The organism is Pistricoccus aurantiacus (genome assembly GCF_007954585.1).
Lineage (GTDB): Bacteria > Pseudomonadota > Gammaproteobacteria > Pseudomonadales > Halomonadaceae > Pistricoccus > Pistricoccus aurantiacus.
In genome coordinates this window covers 2038777-2055336 of the sequence record NZ_CP042382.1, presented here as the reverse complement: position 1 = coordinate 2055336, position 16560 = coordinate 2038777, and the positions used below count along the sequence as shown (strand labels likewise).

The following is a 16560-nucleotide window of genomic DNA, read 5'->3' as shown; positions in this document are numbered from 1 at the left end:
GATTACTCCGCTGCCTCCGCGCTCATGGACCCATTCTCATGGCCGGCGCCATGTTTTTCGCCATCGTTTCCGGTGTGAAAGCTACGGACGATTTTTTCGTATAGCTCCGGTGTCACTTCGGAGTAATACTCGATGGGGTTGTTGCGAGTGGGTCTCGCCAGGGTTTCGTATTCGCTGGGATAGATCAGGGTGTCCGACGAATCGTGCACTTTGTCGACCCAGGCATCGAAGCCATCTTGCGAAACAGCATGCGCCTTGAAGGTCATTCCCGCGAAGCCCGCACCGCTGTAGTTGGTGGAGCGCCCGGGATAGACCCCTTCTTCGTCGGCGATCAGGTGAACGTCGTTATCCATGCCCGCCATGGCGTAGATCTGGCTGCCAAGGCGCGGAATGAAAAACGAGTTCATCACCGACCCGGAACTGACCCGAAAATGCACCGGCACATTCGCGGGAAACGCCACTTCGTTGACGGTAGCGATACCCTGCTGCGGATAGATGAACAGCCACTTCCAGTCCAGGGATACCGCCTGTATCTCCAGCGGCTTGACGTCGCTCTCCAGCGGCTTGTGAGGATCGAGGCTATGAGAGGTCTGCCAGGTGATCCAGCCCAGAAAGGCGATGATCACCAGGGGAATGAACCACACTACCGTCTCGATCACGTTGGAATGCGCCCAATCGGGTTCGTAACGCGCCTGCTTGCCGAATCGATAGCGAAAGGCAAAAAGAAACGTCATGACGATGACCGGGATGACCACGATCAACATCAAACCGAAGGCAGTCAGTATCAAGGTGCGCTGCTCGAGGCCAATCTGACCCTTGGGATCCATCAGCGCGGACTCGCAGCCGCTCAGCACAAGTGGCAGCGTCAGCGCCAATAACGGCCAGAGCAGCCGTGTCAGGTTTTTTTCTCGCATGGCAGGTCTCGTCAAGGAAGCATGCCGGTCTGGCGAATTTAGTTAGCAAACTAAATCTATGTATGAAGCCCATCACCAGATCGTTGCATCTTCGTGGTTACGCTCTCCCTGGAAACCGTGAACGGAATCTTGATGCCTGTACCTGAAAGGGTCGGAACGTCAGCACCAAAGCACGGACATCGGTATCAAGCCTTGGCCGGAATGACCCTGACCGTCGAGAGAGAAGAAAGAGTCTGAAAGCTTAGCATGGTGTAAAAAAGTGACGATTTGACGCAGGGGGCGCTTCACTCCATTGACCGGGGTCAATGTTTACCAGGAAAAAAAGTGCTACCCCCTGATCCAAAAGGCGTTTCAATCCGGGAAGAACGAGTGATCAAACCGGAAAATCACCATCTATTTCTTGCCGAAAAATGAATGATTCGCCTTGGCGAACAGTTCCGCCGCCACCGCCCGGGCACCGTCCTTGATGACATCGGCTTCCGCGGGATCGCGCTTGGTCAATGCCTTCATGACGCTCTTGGCCTGGTCCAGGGTGATATGCGCCGGCAGCGGCGGCACGTTGGGGTCCGTCAAGGCATCGATCACCACCGGCCGGTCCGCGGCGAAAGCCTCATCCCAAACCCGCTCCACGTCCTCGGGGCTTTCCATGCGAATACCCTTGAAGCCGAGGGTTTCCGCGTAGGTGGCGTAGTTCATGGTCTCGACCTTCTGGCTGGTGTCGTAACGCGGATCGCCGGCCTCGCGCATTTCCCAGGACACCTGGCTCAGGTCTTCGTTGTGCAGGATCAGCACGATAAAGGTCGGATTGCTCCATTCCCGCCAGTGACGCTTCAAGGTAATCAGGCCGTTCATGCCGAGCATCTGGAAGGCGCCGTCGCCGATGGTGCAGATCACCGGGCGTTCCGGAAAGGCGAACTTCGCCGCCATGGCGTAAGGCATCGCCGCCAGCATCGAGGCCATGCGCCCGGACAGGTTGCCCATCATGTGACGGCCGAGCTTGATATGGTGACCGTACCAGTCCGCGGTGGTACCGGCGTCCGCGGTGACCACGGCGTTTTCCGGCAGCCGCTCGTTCAGGCGATGAAACACCAGGCGCGGATTGATGCCGTCTTCCGCCTTGGCCAGCGCCTGACGCTCGGTGATCTCGTCCCAGGTCTTCATGCCCTCGATGATCTTCTGCTGCCAGCGGCGATCCTCGTGCTGCACGAGGTGTGGCAGCAGCGCTGCCAGCGTCGTCCTGGCGTCTCCCCACAGATTGACTTCCATGGGATAGCGCAGGCTCAGGTGCTTGGGCGAGAGATCGATCTGAACGCCCCGCGCCTGGCCGGTCTTGGGCAGGAATTCCGGATAGGGATGGTTGCTGCCGATCATCAGCAGGGTGTCGCATTCCTCCATCATGTCGTAGCTGGGCTTGGAACCCAGCAGGCCGAGCTGCTGAGTGTGATACGGCACGTTGCCCGGCACCACGGCTTTGCCGAGCAGCGCGGTGATGATACCGGCGCCGAGCTTTTCCGCCACCGCCAGCACCTCGTCCGTGGCGCCCAGCGCCCCCTGCCCCACCAGCATGGCGACTTTCTTGCCGGAATTGAGCACTTCCGCCGCGCGCCGGAGTTCATCTTCCGGCGGTGTCAGCCGTTGCGAAGGATGACCCACGCCGCTTCGGGATACCCAGTGCTGACGATCCGGTATCTCCATCTTGAGGTTTTGCACGTCCGCGGGAATGATCACCACCGTGGGCTTGCGATAGGCCTTGGCGACACGAATCGCCTTGTCCACCACCATCTGCGCGTGCATCGGCGTGGTGACGGTCTGCACGAACTCCGCCACGTCCGCGTACATGCGCTCCAGGTTGATTTCCTGCTGGCTTTCGCTTCCCAGGGACATCCGCCCCTGCTGACCGACGATGGCCACCATCGGCTGGTTGTCGCCGTAGGCATCGTAAAGCCCGTTCATCAGGTGGATTGCCCCGGGACCGGAGGTGACGATGCCCACCCCGACCTCACCGGTGAACTTGGCGTGGGCGCAGGCCATCAGGCCGACCATCTCCTCGTGAGTGGCGCGTAGATAACGAAACGCCTTGTCGTCGCGCTCCGCACGCTCAAGGGCACCGTCGAAGCCGCCGATACCATCGCCGGGGTAACCGTAGAAATGATGCAGATCCCATTCGATCATCCGATCGATGACGAAATCGCTGACGGTATACATACTGCCTCCTGACTTATCCGTGTCGTGAGTTTTCATGCTGCGTTTAGCGTCTATTGATCATAGAACCTGATTACCCTAGAACCTAATTACCATAGAACCTAATGATTAAAGTGCCAATGATGGCCGGCACCCTCAACGTCCCGGGTCCGGCGAGGCGCCGCTGGCGGTGATGTCACGATTGGGATCGGCGATGCCGAACTCCCCGGCTCGACGCGCCTGGGCCTTGCGCTCCTCGACGGCGCGCTCGCCGTCCGGGGAAATACGCTCCCCCTCCATCTGCACGCTCATGCGCGGCATGGCGATATCCAGGCCGTCCGCCTCCATGCGTCGCTTGAGACGTAGATTGAAGGCGCGCATGACGTCCCACTGGTATTCCGGCGAGGTGCGCATGCGAATACGCAGCACCGCCGCGCCCTCCTCGAAACGCTGAATGCCCTGGGATTCCATGGGCGACCAGATCAGATGGCGCATTACCGGATCCTTGCGCAAATCGTCCGCCACCTCGCGCATCAGGGTGATGGCGTCGTCGATCTTCATGGTATGCGGAATGCGCAGATACATCAGCGCGATGCCGAACTGCCGGGACATGTTGTGAATCGACTTGATCTCGCTGAAGGGAATGATATGCACCACGCCGTCGAGATCTCGCAGGCGCACGGTCCGCATGGTCAGGCTTTCCACGGTACCCATGAAATCGCCAAGCTTGACGAAGTCGTCCACCGCCAGAGAATCCTCCACCAGGATGAACAGCCCGGTGATCAAGTCCTGCACCAGGGTCTGGGCGCCGAAACCGATGGCCAGGCCGATGACACCGGCACCGGCCAGCAGCGGCGTCACGTTCACTCCGAGATTGGCCAGGGCGACGATCACCGCGATGATTATGATGGTCACCAGCACCACGTTGCGCAGCAGCGGCGTGATGGTTTGCGCGCGGGCGCTGTTGACACGTCTGCCTCCGGTCTTGCCCGACGACATCAAGGCACGGTTGATGGCGCTATCGGCGAAGATCCAGACGAGCCAGGCCAGCAGAATGGTAAAGCCGATCGCCAGCAGGGCCTGACCGACGCGAGCCCCGGCGCTGAACCCCAGCAGCGACGTGCTCCATACCCGCAAGGAAAGTTCGACGAAAGCGATCCAGACGACAATATGCGCCAAGGCGTAGCCGAAGCGCTCCAGACGCCTGCGATACTGAGAGATTCGCTTGCGCCGAGTGATCTGCTGGCTATGACGCCGGATCAAGCCGGTCACGATCAGCGCCAATACCAGAAAGCCCGCGGGCAGGATCGCCTTGCGCAGCGCGGCGCCCGCATCGTCGCCGGAAACGAAAATCGCCACCAGGGAAGCGCCCACCAGCAGCAAGGCGGGAATATGCCAGAATCGCCCCAGCACGCGGATCACATAATCGCTGGTGGTATGTTCCTTGCGCTGCCGGTAGGGGCGATTGCGGATCAGCTGCTTGATCGGCCGCTTGAAACGCACTATGAAGACCATGGCAAGCAGAGCCGCCAGCACATTGGCCAGCACCGACAACAGGCTGGTGAGATCATTCCCCAGCAGTTCAATCAGACGAGGAGAGTTGAAAGCATCCGCCAGGGCCACCAGGGCACCGATGGCGAAGATTCTTTTCAGGCTTCGCTTGCGCAGATGCAGGATCGCGACAAAGCGGTGACCCCGGGTGAACACCGAGAACACGGTCTCCATTATCACGGACAGCAGTCGCCCGCAAAGCGCGACATAGGCGGTTACCAGCGCCAGAGTCCGCCCGGCGCTGGGCAGCATCAACTGAGCCAGCGCCAGAATGCTGGCGAACGCCAACACCCAGGGCAACAAACGACGCAGGAAGTGCACCACCAACTGGCCGGTTCGCGGCTCTCGCGGCAGATCCAAGGGCCAGCCGTAGCGCCGCGCCAGCAGGCGGCCAGCGGCAATCAAGGCCATCAACACCGCCAGCCAGATGCCCAGCATCATGGCGGCCTCCACCGCCATGCGCGCCATGGGTTTGTAGCCCGCGGATAGCACGAGCTCCTCTGCCTCGTACCAGGCTTCCTTGATCCGTTCACGCCATTGAGTCACCGGCGACTGCTGGCTTCCCGCCTGCTCCCCCAGATCGACGAACGTATCCGCCAGGGCGCCCAGCAGCCCTTGTCGAGGCACCACGCCTACCCCGGGCTGGGCCTGCGGCGCGGTAGTGTCACGCAGCTTCTTCAGATCCTCGATTAGGGCGCCGCGGGTTTCCGCGTTTTCCAGGGTAGAGATGACATCCTCTAGAGAGCGGGATAGCTCCTGAGGATCCGGCGGGGTTTCGCTATCTTGACTCTGCTCGCCGTTGACCAGCCCCCTGAGAGACGACAAGGCTTGTGCCTGGACGTTGGCGGCACCCAGCAGCAAGACAATACCCAGCAGTAGCGCCAGCAAATCTCGCCACACGCCCCAGCCGGGCAGTCGGCTCAACGACGATCGAGACATCGTTCCTTCACTATTCATTCACAAGCCCACTTCTTATTCACACGCCTTCATCACGCGAGTCTCGACGACTCGAAATCTCACTCTACCAGCAGTCACACAGGGTAACGCATTCTCCTCTTTTCAGGGCATCCCGTCGCAAAACCCTGTCGTCGCTAGGTATTGTCGCCTCATGCTAGGCTTGGCGTATTCACCGCTCGGAGTCCTGCATGAAACCGCAAGCGCCACCAGTAACGACCAATACCAAAGGCGAGGCCCGTCGAGTGGGAGTGGAAATCGAATTCGCCGGTATCGAGCCTCACGGGGCCGCCGAACTGGTGGCGGAACATTTCGCCGGGCGAATAGAAAACCTCAGCCCTCACCGCTTGAAAGTGGTGGACACCCGCTGGGGCGATTTCACCATCGAGCTCGACGCTCAATATGCGCACCCGGACAGCCAGATCATCGCGCACGAACAGCCCCTCGAGGAGGATGACGCCAAGGCTCGTCAGCGTCATCACGAGCGTATCGAGCGCCACTTACGCACTCGCGAACTGATCGGCGACATGGTCAGCGGCCTGGTGCCCACGGAGATCGTCTGCCCGCCGATGCCCTGGGATACGCTTGGCGAGCTGGACAACCTGTTCGCCTCCTTGCGCAACCACGGCGCCAAGGGCACCGAGGACAGCCTGCTGTACGGCTTCGGCCTGCATCTCAACCCGGAGGTACCAAGTCTCGAGGTCAAGAGCGTGCTGGCTCATCTGCGCGCCTATCTGCTGCTGGCCGCCTCCCTCAGAAAGCAGATCGACATCGATATCACCCGGGAAATGCTGCCTCACGCCAATCCATTTCCCAGAACCTACGCCCTGAAGCTGCTCGATCCCCGGTACGCGCCGGATCTGGATACGCTGATCAAGGATTATCTGCTGGATAACCCGACCCGCAATCGCGAACTGGACATGCTGCCCCTGTTTGCCTTCCTGCGCCCGGAATACCCGAGCGAGCTGCTGCGGGATGTACTGATCAAACCGCGCCCGACCTTTCACTATCGACTGCCCAACGCGCGGCTTTCCGCGCCGGACTGGAACGCCACGGTGGAATGGAATCGTTGGGTGCAGGTCGAGCGCCTGGCCGCGGACACGAAACGGCTCGATCAGCGTACACGCGCCTATTTCAAGGAACAGCAGCGCTCGTTCATTCAGCGCTGGCGAAACCGCTTACGGCAATGGATGCACCGATGACACGACCCTTGATCGGAATCACCACCTCGGATCGCAAGAGTCATATCGCCTGGAGCTTCGACGCCTTCGCGGTCTGGCGACATGGCGGTAAACCGCTGCGGCTTTCTCCCGCCCGACCGGTACCGAAGCATCTGGACGGGCTGATCATCGGCGGCGGCGACGATATCGACGCACATCTTTACGGCGGCGAGGTGCAGCTCGACGTGCGTATCGACCCTCAGCGGGACAGCCTGGAACTGGGGCTGCTCGAACGGGTCATTCCTCGCGGCTGTCCGGTGCTGGGTATCTGTCGCGGCGCTCAGCTGATCAACGTCTATCGCGGCGGCACCCTGGACAGCGACATTTATACCACTCACCAGGGGCTGAAACGCCGACGCACCGTGCTGCCGCGCAAGACCGTGGATATCCAGAAAGGCAGCCAGCTGCACGGGATCCTCAAGGTCAGCTGGTGCCAGGTGAATAGCCTGCATCATCAGGCGGTAAAACGGGCGGGCCAGGGTATCGAGATCGTCGCCCGGGATCGGGACGGCCTGGTGCAAGGCATCGAATCCAAGGAGCACGACTTTCTGATCGGCGTGCAGTGGCATCCGGAATGGCTGATCTTCAACCGACCCCAGCAGCGCCTGATTCGCGCCCTGGTCGATGCGGCCCGGCGAACGCCGGCAACCCGCACCGTTATGGAGAGCATGGGCTCATGAAACGCATCAGGCCGCCATGGCGGCGGCCTGATAAATGCTTGAATCCTTAGTGCTGGGCCGTATTCTGGCTCAGCTTTCCAGGGTGGCATCCAGGGTAATCTTGGCATTGAACAGCTTGGATACCGGACAGCCTTCCTTCGCCTTATTCGCCGCCTCGTCGAACTTGGCCTGATCCGCGCCGGGAATCTTCGCCCGAGTCTCGAGGTGTACCGCGGAGATAGTGAAACCGCTATCGTCTTCTTCAAGGGTCACGGTCGCCGTGGTCTTGATGCTTTCCGGCTCGAGATTGTCCTCACCCAGAATCATCGACAGCGCCATGGAGTAGCAGCTGGCGTGAGCGGCACCGATCAATTCTTCCGGGTTGGTGCCCGCTTCTCCTTCGAAGCGCGTATTGAAGCCGTAGGGATTCTGCTTCAAGGCACCGCTTTCGGTGGATACCGTGCCCTTGCCCTTTTTCAGGCTGCCCTGCCATTCGGCGGATCCTTGCTTCTTGATGCTCATGACGTCTCCTTTCGCGAGATAAAGGGATGAACGAACGATCATCCTGCTGCCTATCTGTTACACCAGTACTGTAGACGATAGCCCGTCGATTATCTTCAAACTGCCATAAAGCTGATCGCCCACCTCTTCTTTACTATGGCAATTCATTGTCGGACTTCAAGGGCCTCGGTGCCATTGATCCCTGCGGCGAGTCTATCGCTGTCCATTTCCCGCAGCAGCCTGACATTGCGCTCGGGGATTCGCTCCGGATGAGCAAAGCCGACCAGGGCGCGCTCGATGCTCGTCTCTCGCAATAAATGCAGCATGGGAGACGGCGAGCGGTTGGTGTAGTTGGCGGGATCGCTTTCGTCCACGCCATCGAAGCAGTAGGCCGGATGAAAGCTCGCCAGTTGATAGATGCCCGCGTAACCCTGATCTTCCAGCAGCGCCTCCGCCAGTCCGAGCAGGTCCAGGTAATCATCGAAATCCGCCACCCCTTGGGTCAGTACCAGCAAGGTCGTCTCGATACCCGGATCGTCATCGAGGCGGCGGCATTCGTCGATCAGTGCCAGCAGCGCCGACTCGAAGGATCGAGCACTCACCGCCACGTAGTGGATGCTGTCGCGATCGAGCTCCCGCCGTGCAAAGGGGCAAATATCCCGAGCCACTACAAAGCGCTTCACCCAATCCCGGGTCTGGTTCAGGCTAACGGCGTTATCTGTCATGGGGCATCCAGTAAAAAGCACAAGAGGAAGGCGAGAATTAGGAAGCAAGGGCACGAAGAGAAAAGAGTATAGCGGACAACGGCATTGAAACTTCGCGTCTCAGCAACCAAAGTTCATTAAATCCTTTTCACGACAGGAGCCATGCATGCCGAATCAAGATATCCCCAGCGTCACCCTTGCCGCTCAAGGCGATCAAGCCGCCATCCAGCTTCCTGCCATCGGTCAGGGTACCTGGTACATGGGCGAAGGCCTGGTGCCGAAGGATCAGGAAGTCAAGGCGCTGCAGCAGGGGCTGGAACTTGGCCTGAGGCTGATCGACACCGCGGAAATGTACGGCGAAGGCGCCGCGGAAAAGGTTGTCGGCGAAGCCCTTCGCGGCCGCCGCGATCAGGCTTTCGTGGTTTCCAAGGTCTATCCCTGGAACGCCGGAAGCAAAGGCGCCATCAAGGCCTGCGAAAACAGCCTGAAACGCCTGGGTATCGACTGCCTGGATCTTTATCTTCTGCACTGGCCTGGCAGCATCCCCCTGGAGGAAACGGTTGATGCCTTCCAGCGCCTGCGAGAGCAAGGCAAGATCAAGCGCTTCGGCGTCTCCAACTTCGACGCGGACGACATGCAGGCTCTCTACCGCACCAGCGGCGGTTCGGAATGCGCGGTGAACCAGGTGCTCTATCATCTGGGCTCCCGAGGGATCGAGCACTCCCTGCGCCCCTGGCAGCGGGAACACGACATGCCGATCATGGCCTATTGCCCCATCGCCCAGGGCGGCAGCCTGCGCAAAGAACTGCTGACCGACTCCACCGTGGAAGCCATCGCCAATGAGCTGAACGCCACCCCGGCGCAAGTGCTATTGGCCTGGGCGATTCGCCCGGTGGACCGCAGGCGTGACGTGATCGCCATTCCCAAGGCGGCCACTTCGGCACACGTGGAACAGAACGCCGCGGCGCTGTCGCTCCAGTTGAATGACGACGCGCTTGCAAGGTTGGATGAGGCCTTCCCCGCGCCCCAGCGCAAGACATCGCTTGATATCGTCTGAGCGCGACCAAGCACAGGCTCAGTCACCGATCCCCAACTCACCCTGACGCTTTTCGTGGGCGAAGGCCTTGCCCCGCCGTGAAGCCAGCCGATCCGCCCGTCGGGTCGGCTCCGGCAGTTTGGTACCCGCAAGGCATTTCACTACCCAATCGATGGACGTGTCCAAGGAAATTCGGTGACCCGGCGACACGAACACCGGCTTGACCTTCTCCCGCGAGCGCAGCACCGCGCCGATGATTTCCTTGCGATGCGTCAAGGGCGTCCAATCCCCACACTTTTCCGGCACGTCACCATGACGCCCGCACAGCCGCGACTTGGCGATGCCAATGGTCGGCAATTCCAGCCAGAGCCCCAGATGAGACGCCACTCCCAGCCGACGCGGATGCGCGATGCCCTGGCCATCCACCATCACCAGATCCGGCCGTTGAGACAGGCGCTCGAAAGCATTCAAGGCAGCGGGGATCTCACGGAAGGACAGCAGCCCCGGAATATAAGGCATGCGAGTGGGTTCGCGATGGACGATTTCTTCCAGAGTTTCCAGCCCCGGCCAGGCCAGCAGCACCACCGCGGCTCGAGTCGTTTCTCCCTCGTCCTCGAAACCGATATCCACCCCGGCGATACGTTTTACCTCACCCAGACGATCCCGGGTCTCAATACGCGGCGCCAGTTCCTTCTGCAGCGCAATGGCCTCGTTTGGACTCAACGTCCAGTCGTGTAGTGCTGTCATAAGTAACCCTATCGATAAAGGAGCTTACCCTCATATTGCAATGCAGCATAAAGTTTGCTATAATTGATGTCACCAAATGAAGAAAACCATCAATTTAATGGTTTGATCACTAATTCTCGCAAGGAGCACTTATATGGCTACTACCAATATCAACGCTAACGTCGAAAAAGCTAACCAGCAGTTTGAATCCGTCTTCGCCGGGCCGGCCCGCGCTTACACCAATATGATGCTGGACTATGCAGAGAAGCTGGTCAGCGCCCAGCGGGAAGCCCTCAAGGTGTATTCCGAGCTAAGCTTCCACAAAGCTCGCGCCGCTCTCGAGATCAAGAGCCCCAGCGATTTCCGCAGCTATGTGGAAGAACAGCAAAAAGTGACCAAGGAAGCCAGCGAGCGTCTGAAGGCCGATGCGGACAAAGTCGTCTCCATCAACAGAGACTTTATGCAGCAGAGCCGGGAACTGACCCAGGAAGCCACCAAGCGCGGCCAGGAAGTCGCTCAGAAGAACATGCAGCGCGGTGAGCAGCAAGTGGAAGACAACATGAAGAGTGCCAAGTCATCATCTTCCAAGAAGTAAACCATCGCGATCATCAGGCAGCCCTAGCTGGCGCTAGGTCAACGCCCCAGAATAACTAATATTCTAATATTTTCGAGTGACGGCACTCGCTTCGGAAGTACGGTTTTCTTAAAAACCGCCAAAAACGGCTTATTTCATAGTGCAATGCAGCATTAGCATTGTTATGCTGCACCGCATCAGAACAATAAAGTTGTTATCGACGACTTACTCACTTTGTTTCACATAAGGAGCATTATAATGGCTAATACTAATGTAAAAGAGAATATCGACCAGGCTCAGCAGCAGTTTGCGTCCGTCTTTTCCGGCCCGGCGAGTTCCTTTGCCAGCAAGATGCTGGATTACACCGAGAAGCTGGCTAACGTTCAGCGCGAAGCGCTCGACACCTACACTGAAATTGGCTTTCGCCAGATGCGCTCCGCCATCGAAGTTCGTAGTGCTGACGACCTGCGCAACTATATGGAAGAGCAGCAGGAAGCCGCCAAGAAAGCCGGCGAGCAGATGAAGTCCGATATGGAAAAGATTCAGTCCATCAATCAGGAATTCATGCAGCAGAGCCAGGAACTGACCCAGAACGCCATGCAGCGTGGCCAGGAAGTCGCCCAGAAGAACATGGAGCGCGGTCAGCAGAAAGTGGAAGAAGTAGCAAAAGAAGGTGAAAAGGAAGTCGACGAAAGCGCCAAAGAGGCCAAAGCCGCTTCCAAGAAGTAAACTGCCTATCGTCGGCTGATTTGGCCAACCTGATTCAGCCAACGTAGTAGAGTAGTTCAAAAGCCGCGACTCGGATGAGTGGCGGCTTTTTTCGTGTCCTCTGAATTAGCACACTACTCCCTTCACGCTTTACACTAGTGCCTCGCTGCTGGAGCAAGACGTGAAGCTTTTCCATACCGCCGACTGGCATCTCGGCCAGACCTTCCATGGCCAGGAACGCCATGAGGAACATCTCGCTTTCCTTGACTGGCTGCTCGTGACGCTAACCATTCGGCAACCGGATGCGCTGCTGATCGCCGGGGATATCTTCGATGTAGTCAATCCTTCACTGCGCGCTCAGGAGCTGCTTTACGACTTTATCGTCGGCGCTCACGAACGCCTGCCGCGGCTCGAGATCGTGATGATCGCCGGCAACCACGACAGCGGCAACCGCATCGAACTGCCGGCGCCCTTGATGCAACGCCTGAACGCTCACCCTCGAGGACGGGTGCAGTGGCACGATGACGGCCAACTGGATACCGATCGCCTGCTGATTCCGCTGCACGACGCCCAAGGCGAGACTCGTGCCTGGTGTCTGGCCCTGCCTTTCTTGCGCCCGGCGGAAGTGACCGGCGGCGATATCAACGACTATGTGGCGGGCATCGCTCGGGTGCATCGCGAGCTGATCGACAGCGCCCGCCAACGCCGCCAGCCCGGCCAGGCCCTGGTGGCCATGAGCCATGCCCACCTGCAGGGCGCCAGCGTCTCCGAGGCGAGCGAGCGTCCCATCGTCATCGGTGGCGAGGAAGCCCTGCCGGCGAGCCTGTTTCCCGAGGACATCACCTACGTGGCGCTGGGGCATCTGCATCGCCCACAACAGGTCGGCGAGGCGCGCATTCGCTACAGCGGCGCGCCGCTGCCCATGGATTTCTCCGAAGCCCACTACCCGCATCAGATCGTCGAGGTCACCCTCGAGAGCGACGCCTTGGCGAATGTCGAAGCGTTGCGGATCCCGCGCTCGGTGGAACTGCGCCGAGTGGGTCCGTTGCCTCTGGAGCAGGCCTTGCGCAAACTCGACGACCTCACCGAGGACGACAGCCTGCCCCGCCAGCGCTGGCCCTGGCTGGAGGTGCGCGTGGAACTCACCGCGCCCTGCCCCGATCTGCGCGTCCGAGTGGAAGCCGCCCTCGAAGACAAGCCGCTGCGACTGCTGCGCATTCATACGCGCTTTCCCGATAGCATGAACGACACCCATGAACCCCGCGTGACTCTCGACAGCCTCGGTCCTCGTGAACTCTTCGAGCGCACCTGGCACAAGCGCTACGGCAGCGAGCCGACACCCCGCATACTCGAGGATTTCGATCGTCTGCTGCAGACGGTGCAGGACGACGAGGGGCCCGCATGAAGATCCTCGCCATTCGCCTGGAGAATCTCGCCTCTCTGGCGGGTCGACACAAACTCGACTTCACCTGCGCCCCGCTGGCAGAGCAGGGCCTGTTCGCCATTACCGGCCCGACCGGCGCCGGCAAGAGTACCCTGCTCGACGCCCTGTGCCTGGCACTTTACGGCAGTACCCCGCGCCTGCGCGGCGCCCGTCAGGATCAGGCGCGCATTCCCGATCCCGGCGCCACGGACATTACCAGCTTCGACCCCCGCACCCTGCTGCGCCGTGGCTGCGCCAGCGGCTTCGCCGAGGTCGATTTCCTCGGTCGCGACCGTCGCCGCTACCGGGCGCGCTGGTTCGTGCGCCGGGCCCGCAACAAGCCTGAAGGCAAGCTGCAAGCGGTAGAGCAGTCGCTCATTGATCTGGAGAACGGACAACTGCTGACCGCCCAGAAGCGCGAGTTCGACGCCCTGCTCCCGAAGCGCCTGGGCCTCTCCTTCGAACAGTTCACCCGGGCGGTGCTACTCGCCCAAAGCGAGTTTTCCGCCTTTCTCAAGGCGGACGACAATGCCCGCAGCGAGCTGCTCGAGAAGCTCACCGATACCGGCGAATACTCGAAGATCTCGATTGCCGCCTATCGTCGCGCCCGGCAGGCCCAGCAGGTGGTAGCGGAACTCGAGCAGCGCCTGGCCGGCGAGCCTCCCGCCGAAGCGGAGGCCCGCGTCCAGCTCGAGCACGAGGCCATCGAGAGCGAAGCTGAGCTGAATGCGGCTCGGGCCCAGGCCGCTCACTTGCAAGGAGAACGCCGTTGGCTGCAGCAGGACCAGCACCTGGCCCAGGCCGTGCTGGATGCTCGCCAACGCCTGGAGCAAGCGCACCGCGACGACGATGCCCTGTCGGAACAACGCGAACAGGAACACAGGCTCGAACAGCTCGCTCCGCAGCGCCACCGCTTCCAGCGCCGCGAGACGCTGGAAGGCCAGTGCCGCGATCAGGAACGGCAGTGCGCTTCCACGCGTCTGACGCTGAGCGAAGCCGAGCGGCAACATGCCCGTGCCATCGAGGAAAAGCGTCAGGCGGACAGCTCTTTAGAGGAGGCCATCCAGGCCCGCCGAACGGCGCTCCCCTTGATCGAGACGGCGCGAGAACTGGCCGCGGAACGCGATCGCTGCGAGCATCAGCGACGGGACAAGCAGGCCAGCCGCCAGCGCATCATCGATACGCTGGCAAAAGATCGTCAGCGACAGGACAAACTGCAGACGGACTATCGCTGGCAATACCAGGAACTCGACAACCTGCAGGCCACCCTGCGCCGGCAGTTGGGCGAACATACCGATGCACTGACCGCCCGGCGCGCCCTGCTCGTCGAACAGGAGCAGGCCGACCGGCGGCGCCAGACCCTGCAAACCCTCGAGCGGCACTGGCGCCAGTGGCATGACTGCCAGCAGCACCTTGATGCGCTGCGCCGGCAACAGGACAGCGACACCCGGCAACAGTCTTGGCTGCTGGAACAGGGTCAGGCGGCCAAGGCCCGACTCGAGGAAGTGGAAAACCGGCAGCACCGGCTACAGGCCAGCATCGACGGACTGCGCGCCGCCCGCAGCGAGAGCGTGGTCCTGCTGCGCCAGCAACTGCGCGACGACCAGCCCTGCCCAGTATGCGGTAGCCTCAGCCATCCCTACCGCGATGCGCCGCCGAGCGAACCCGCCCAAGCACAGCTCGAGGCCACCGAGCGCGAGGAAAATCGCCAGCTCCACGAAGCCGCGAAGGCCGTCGAGTCCGCTCGAGAAAGGCATCATGACTTGCAGGGGCAATATCGGGCGCTGCAGGCGCAGCTGACCCAGAACGCCGCTCAAATCGCCAAGCTGGCGGAAGAGACCGCCGCCCATCGCGCTAGCCTGCTCGATCAACCCGACGGTCATTCTTTGCTCGAACAGACGGATGCCGCCGGCTGGCTGGGCGACAATCGAGAGCAAGCCGAGGGGCATTGGCGCGACTCTCGTCAGGCTCTCGAGACCTTTGACACGACCCAGCAAGGCATCGCGCCGCTGCGCGATGCCCTGCAGCGCCAGGAAGTCGAACTCGGCAAGCTGGTCAGCCGCTGCGAACAGCAGGAACAGAGCCTCGCCGCTCTCGATAGCGAACTGTCCCCGCTAGCAGAACAATGCCAACGATTGGAGCAGGAACTGCGCGAAGCCCTGAGCGATCACGCCAGCCCAGCGGACTGGCAGGCAAGTGTCGACAGCGCCCTGGAGAATGCCCGCCAGCAGGCGGACCAGATACGGGAGCGCGAGCAGCAGACCGCCAGCGAGGTGCAGCGCCAAGGCCAGGCTCTCGATCATCAGCAGCAACGGCTGGCGGCGCTCAAGGAAGAGCACGGGCAGCTCGACCAGAAATTGAACGTCTGGCGCGAGCGGCACCCGCAGCTCGATGACGCCGCCCTGACGACCCTGCTCGCCATCACCGATGCTGACCGTCAGGTTCAGCGCGAGCGTCTGCAGAAGGCGGAGCGTGAGCGTCATGCCGCCGAAGTCAGCCTGAAGGAACGCCGCCAGACCCTGGTGGATCATCGCCGCGAGCGTTTTGCCGACGTCAGCGACGAGTCGCTGCTTGGAGAGGATATCGAGACCCGAATCACCGCATGGAGCGAACGCCTCGCTATCGAGGAAACCAAACTGGCGGAGCGCCAAACCGCCATCCAGCAGCGTCGCGACGCGGCCCGGCACGCCCTGCTCGACGACGATCGTCGCCGCGCATACCAGCGTGAAGTACTAGATGAGCTGGAGCAGGCACGCCGGGAGCAGCATCGCTGGAGCAGCATCAGCGAACTGATCGGCTCCGCGGACGGCAAGGCCTTCCGGCGCATCGCCCAGGCCTATAACCTGGAACAGCTGCTTGATCACGCCAATGCCCATCTGGCCTCGCTATCGCGGCGCTACCGGCTGACCCGGGGCGGCAGCGAACTCGGCATCCTGGTGATCGACGGCGACATGGGGGACGAACGCCGCTCGGCACATTCGCTATCCGGCGGCGAGACCTTCCTGGTCTCGTTGGCTCTGGCCCTGGGACTCGCCTCCATGGCCTCGGGACAGCTACGCATCGAATCGCTGTTTATCGACGAAGGCTTCGGCAGCCTCGACCCCCAATCCCTGGCACTCGCCATGGAAGCCCTGGATGGGCTACAGGCCCAAGGTCGCCGCGTCGGGGTGATCTCCCATGTACAGGAAATGCACGAGCGAATTCCGGTGCAGATTCGTATCGAACCGCTGGGTAATGGCGCCAGTCGGGCGAGATTGGTGAGTGGTTGATCGCGCGATGGGATAAATCGCCACGTTGAAATTGGCCTAGTGGGCTAGTTTCAACATGGAGATAGATTTGGTAACAGCTTGGTATTGTCATGCCGGATCGGAGTGGCAACTTTCGGCCAGAAGCGGCCGTCGCGTGTAAG

Annotated in this window: 13 protein-coding genes; 7 read left to right on the top strand and 6 right to left on the bottom strand. The window is 60.9% G+C overall.

Annotation, left to right across the window (positions count from 1 at the left end):
- Positions 1–2: 2 nt before the first annotated feature.
- The 3 genes from cyoA to FGL86_RS09840 form a co-directional block, all read right to left on the bottom strand.
- Positions 3–914, bottom strand: coding sequence for a ubiquinol oxidase subunit II (gene cyoA / locus FGL86_RS09850; RefSeq protein WP_147184402.1), 912 nt, complete (start codon positions 912–914; stop codon positions 3–5).
- A gap of 393 nt (positions 915–1307) precedes the next feature.
- On the bottom strand, positions 1308–3119 hold the full coding sequence (locus tag FGL86_RS09845; protein ID WP_147184401.1) for a thiamine pyrophosphate-requiring protein: 1812 nt from the start codon (positions 3117–3119) through the stop codon (positions 1308–1310).
- 132 nt (positions 3120–3251) lie between these two features.
- Entirely contained in the window at positions 3252–5585 is a 2334-nt protein-coding gene (locus FGL86_RS09840; protein WP_147184400.1) for a mechanosensitive ion channel domain-containing protein, read from the bottom strand.
- A gap of 206 nt (positions 5586–5791) precedes the next feature.
- Between FGL86_RS09840 and FGL86_RS09835 the strand changes: the two genes are divergently transcribed.
- Together FGL86_RS09835 and FGL86_RS09830 are read left to right on the top strand one after the other, a co-directional pair.
- A complete protein-coding gene (locus FGL86_RS09835) occupies positions 5792–6802 on the top strand; it encodes an amidoligase family protein (protein ID WP_147184399.1) in 1011 nt (336 codons plus the stop codon).
- A complete protein-coding gene (locus tag FGL86_RS09830) occupies positions 6799–7500 on the top strand; it encodes a gamma-glutamyl-gamma-aminobutyrate hydrolase family protein (protein WP_147184398.1) in 702 nt (233 codons plus the stop codon). Before FGL86_RS09835 ends, FGL86_RS09830 begins: the two co-directional genes overlap by 4 nt.
- Positions 7501–7569: 69 nt before the next feature.
- On the opposite strand, the gene FGL86_RS09825 is transcribed toward FGL86_RS09830, so the two are convergent.
- Both FGL86_RS09825 and FGL86_RS09820 read right to left on the bottom strand, forming a co-directional pair.
- On the bottom strand, positions 7570–8001 hold the full coding sequence (locus FGL86_RS09825; RefSeq protein ID WP_186764372.1) for an OsmC family protein: 432 nt from the start codon (positions 7999–8001) through the stop codon (positions 7570–7572).
- Positions 8002–8144: 143 nt separating this feature from the next.
- A complete protein-coding gene (locus FGL86_RS09820; RefSeq protein ID WP_147184397.1) occupies positions 8145–8705 on the bottom strand; it encodes a DUF1415 domain-containing protein in 561 nt (186 codons plus the stop codon).
- A gap of 145 nt (positions 8706–8850) precedes the next feature.
- Here FGL86_RS09820 and FGL86_RS09815 point away from each other — a divergent pair, with 145 nt between their 5' ends.
- Positions 8851–9741, top strand: coding sequence for an aldo/keto reductase (locus FGL86_RS09815; RefSeq protein WP_147184396.1), 891 nt, complete (start codon positions 8851–8853; stop codon positions 9739–9741).
- An 18-nt stretch (positions 9742–9759) separates the two neighbouring features.
- Here the strand turns inward: FGL86_RS09815 and nfi are convergent, their stop codons facing one another.
- Positions 9760–10467 carry a deoxyribonuclease V gene (gene nfi, locus FGL86_RS09810; protein WP_147184395.1) on the bottom strand — a complete coding sequence of 236 codons (708 nt, stop codon included), beginning with the start codon at positions 10465–10467 and terminating at the stop codon, positions 9760–9762.
- 133 nt (positions 10468–10600) lie between these two features.
- Here nfi and FGL86_RS09805 point away from each other — a divergent pair, with 133 nt between their 5' ends.
- The 4 genes from FGL86_RS09805 to FGL86_RS09790 all read left to right on the top strand — a co-directional run bounded on the left by FGL86_RS09805 (position 10601) and on the right by FGL86_RS09790 (position 16420).
- A complete protein-coding gene (locus tag FGL86_RS09805) occupies positions 10601–11041 on the top strand; it encodes a phasin family protein (protein WP_147184394.1) in 441 nt (146 codons plus the stop codon).
- Positions 11042–11278: 237 nt separating this feature from the next.
- Entirely contained in the window at positions 11279–11749 is a 471-nt protein-coding gene (locus FGL86_RS09800) for a phasin family protein (protein WP_147184393.1), read from the top strand.
- Positions 11750–11909: 160 nt separating this feature from the next.
- A complete protein-coding gene (locus FGL86_RS09795; RefSeq protein ID WP_147184392.1) occupies positions 11910–13133 on the top strand; it encodes an exonuclease SbcCD subunit D in 1224 nt (407 codons plus the stop codon).
- Positions 13130–16420 (top strand): AAA family ATPase, encoded by a 3291-nt coding sequence (locus FGL86_RS09790; RefSeq protein WP_147184391.1) that lies wholly within the window; start codon positions 13130–13132, stop codon positions 16418–16420. The genes FGL86_RS09795 and FGL86_RS09790 overlap by 4 nt, the downstream gene beginning before the upstream one ends.
- The last annotated feature ends 140 nt before the right edge of the window (positions 16421–16560 follow it).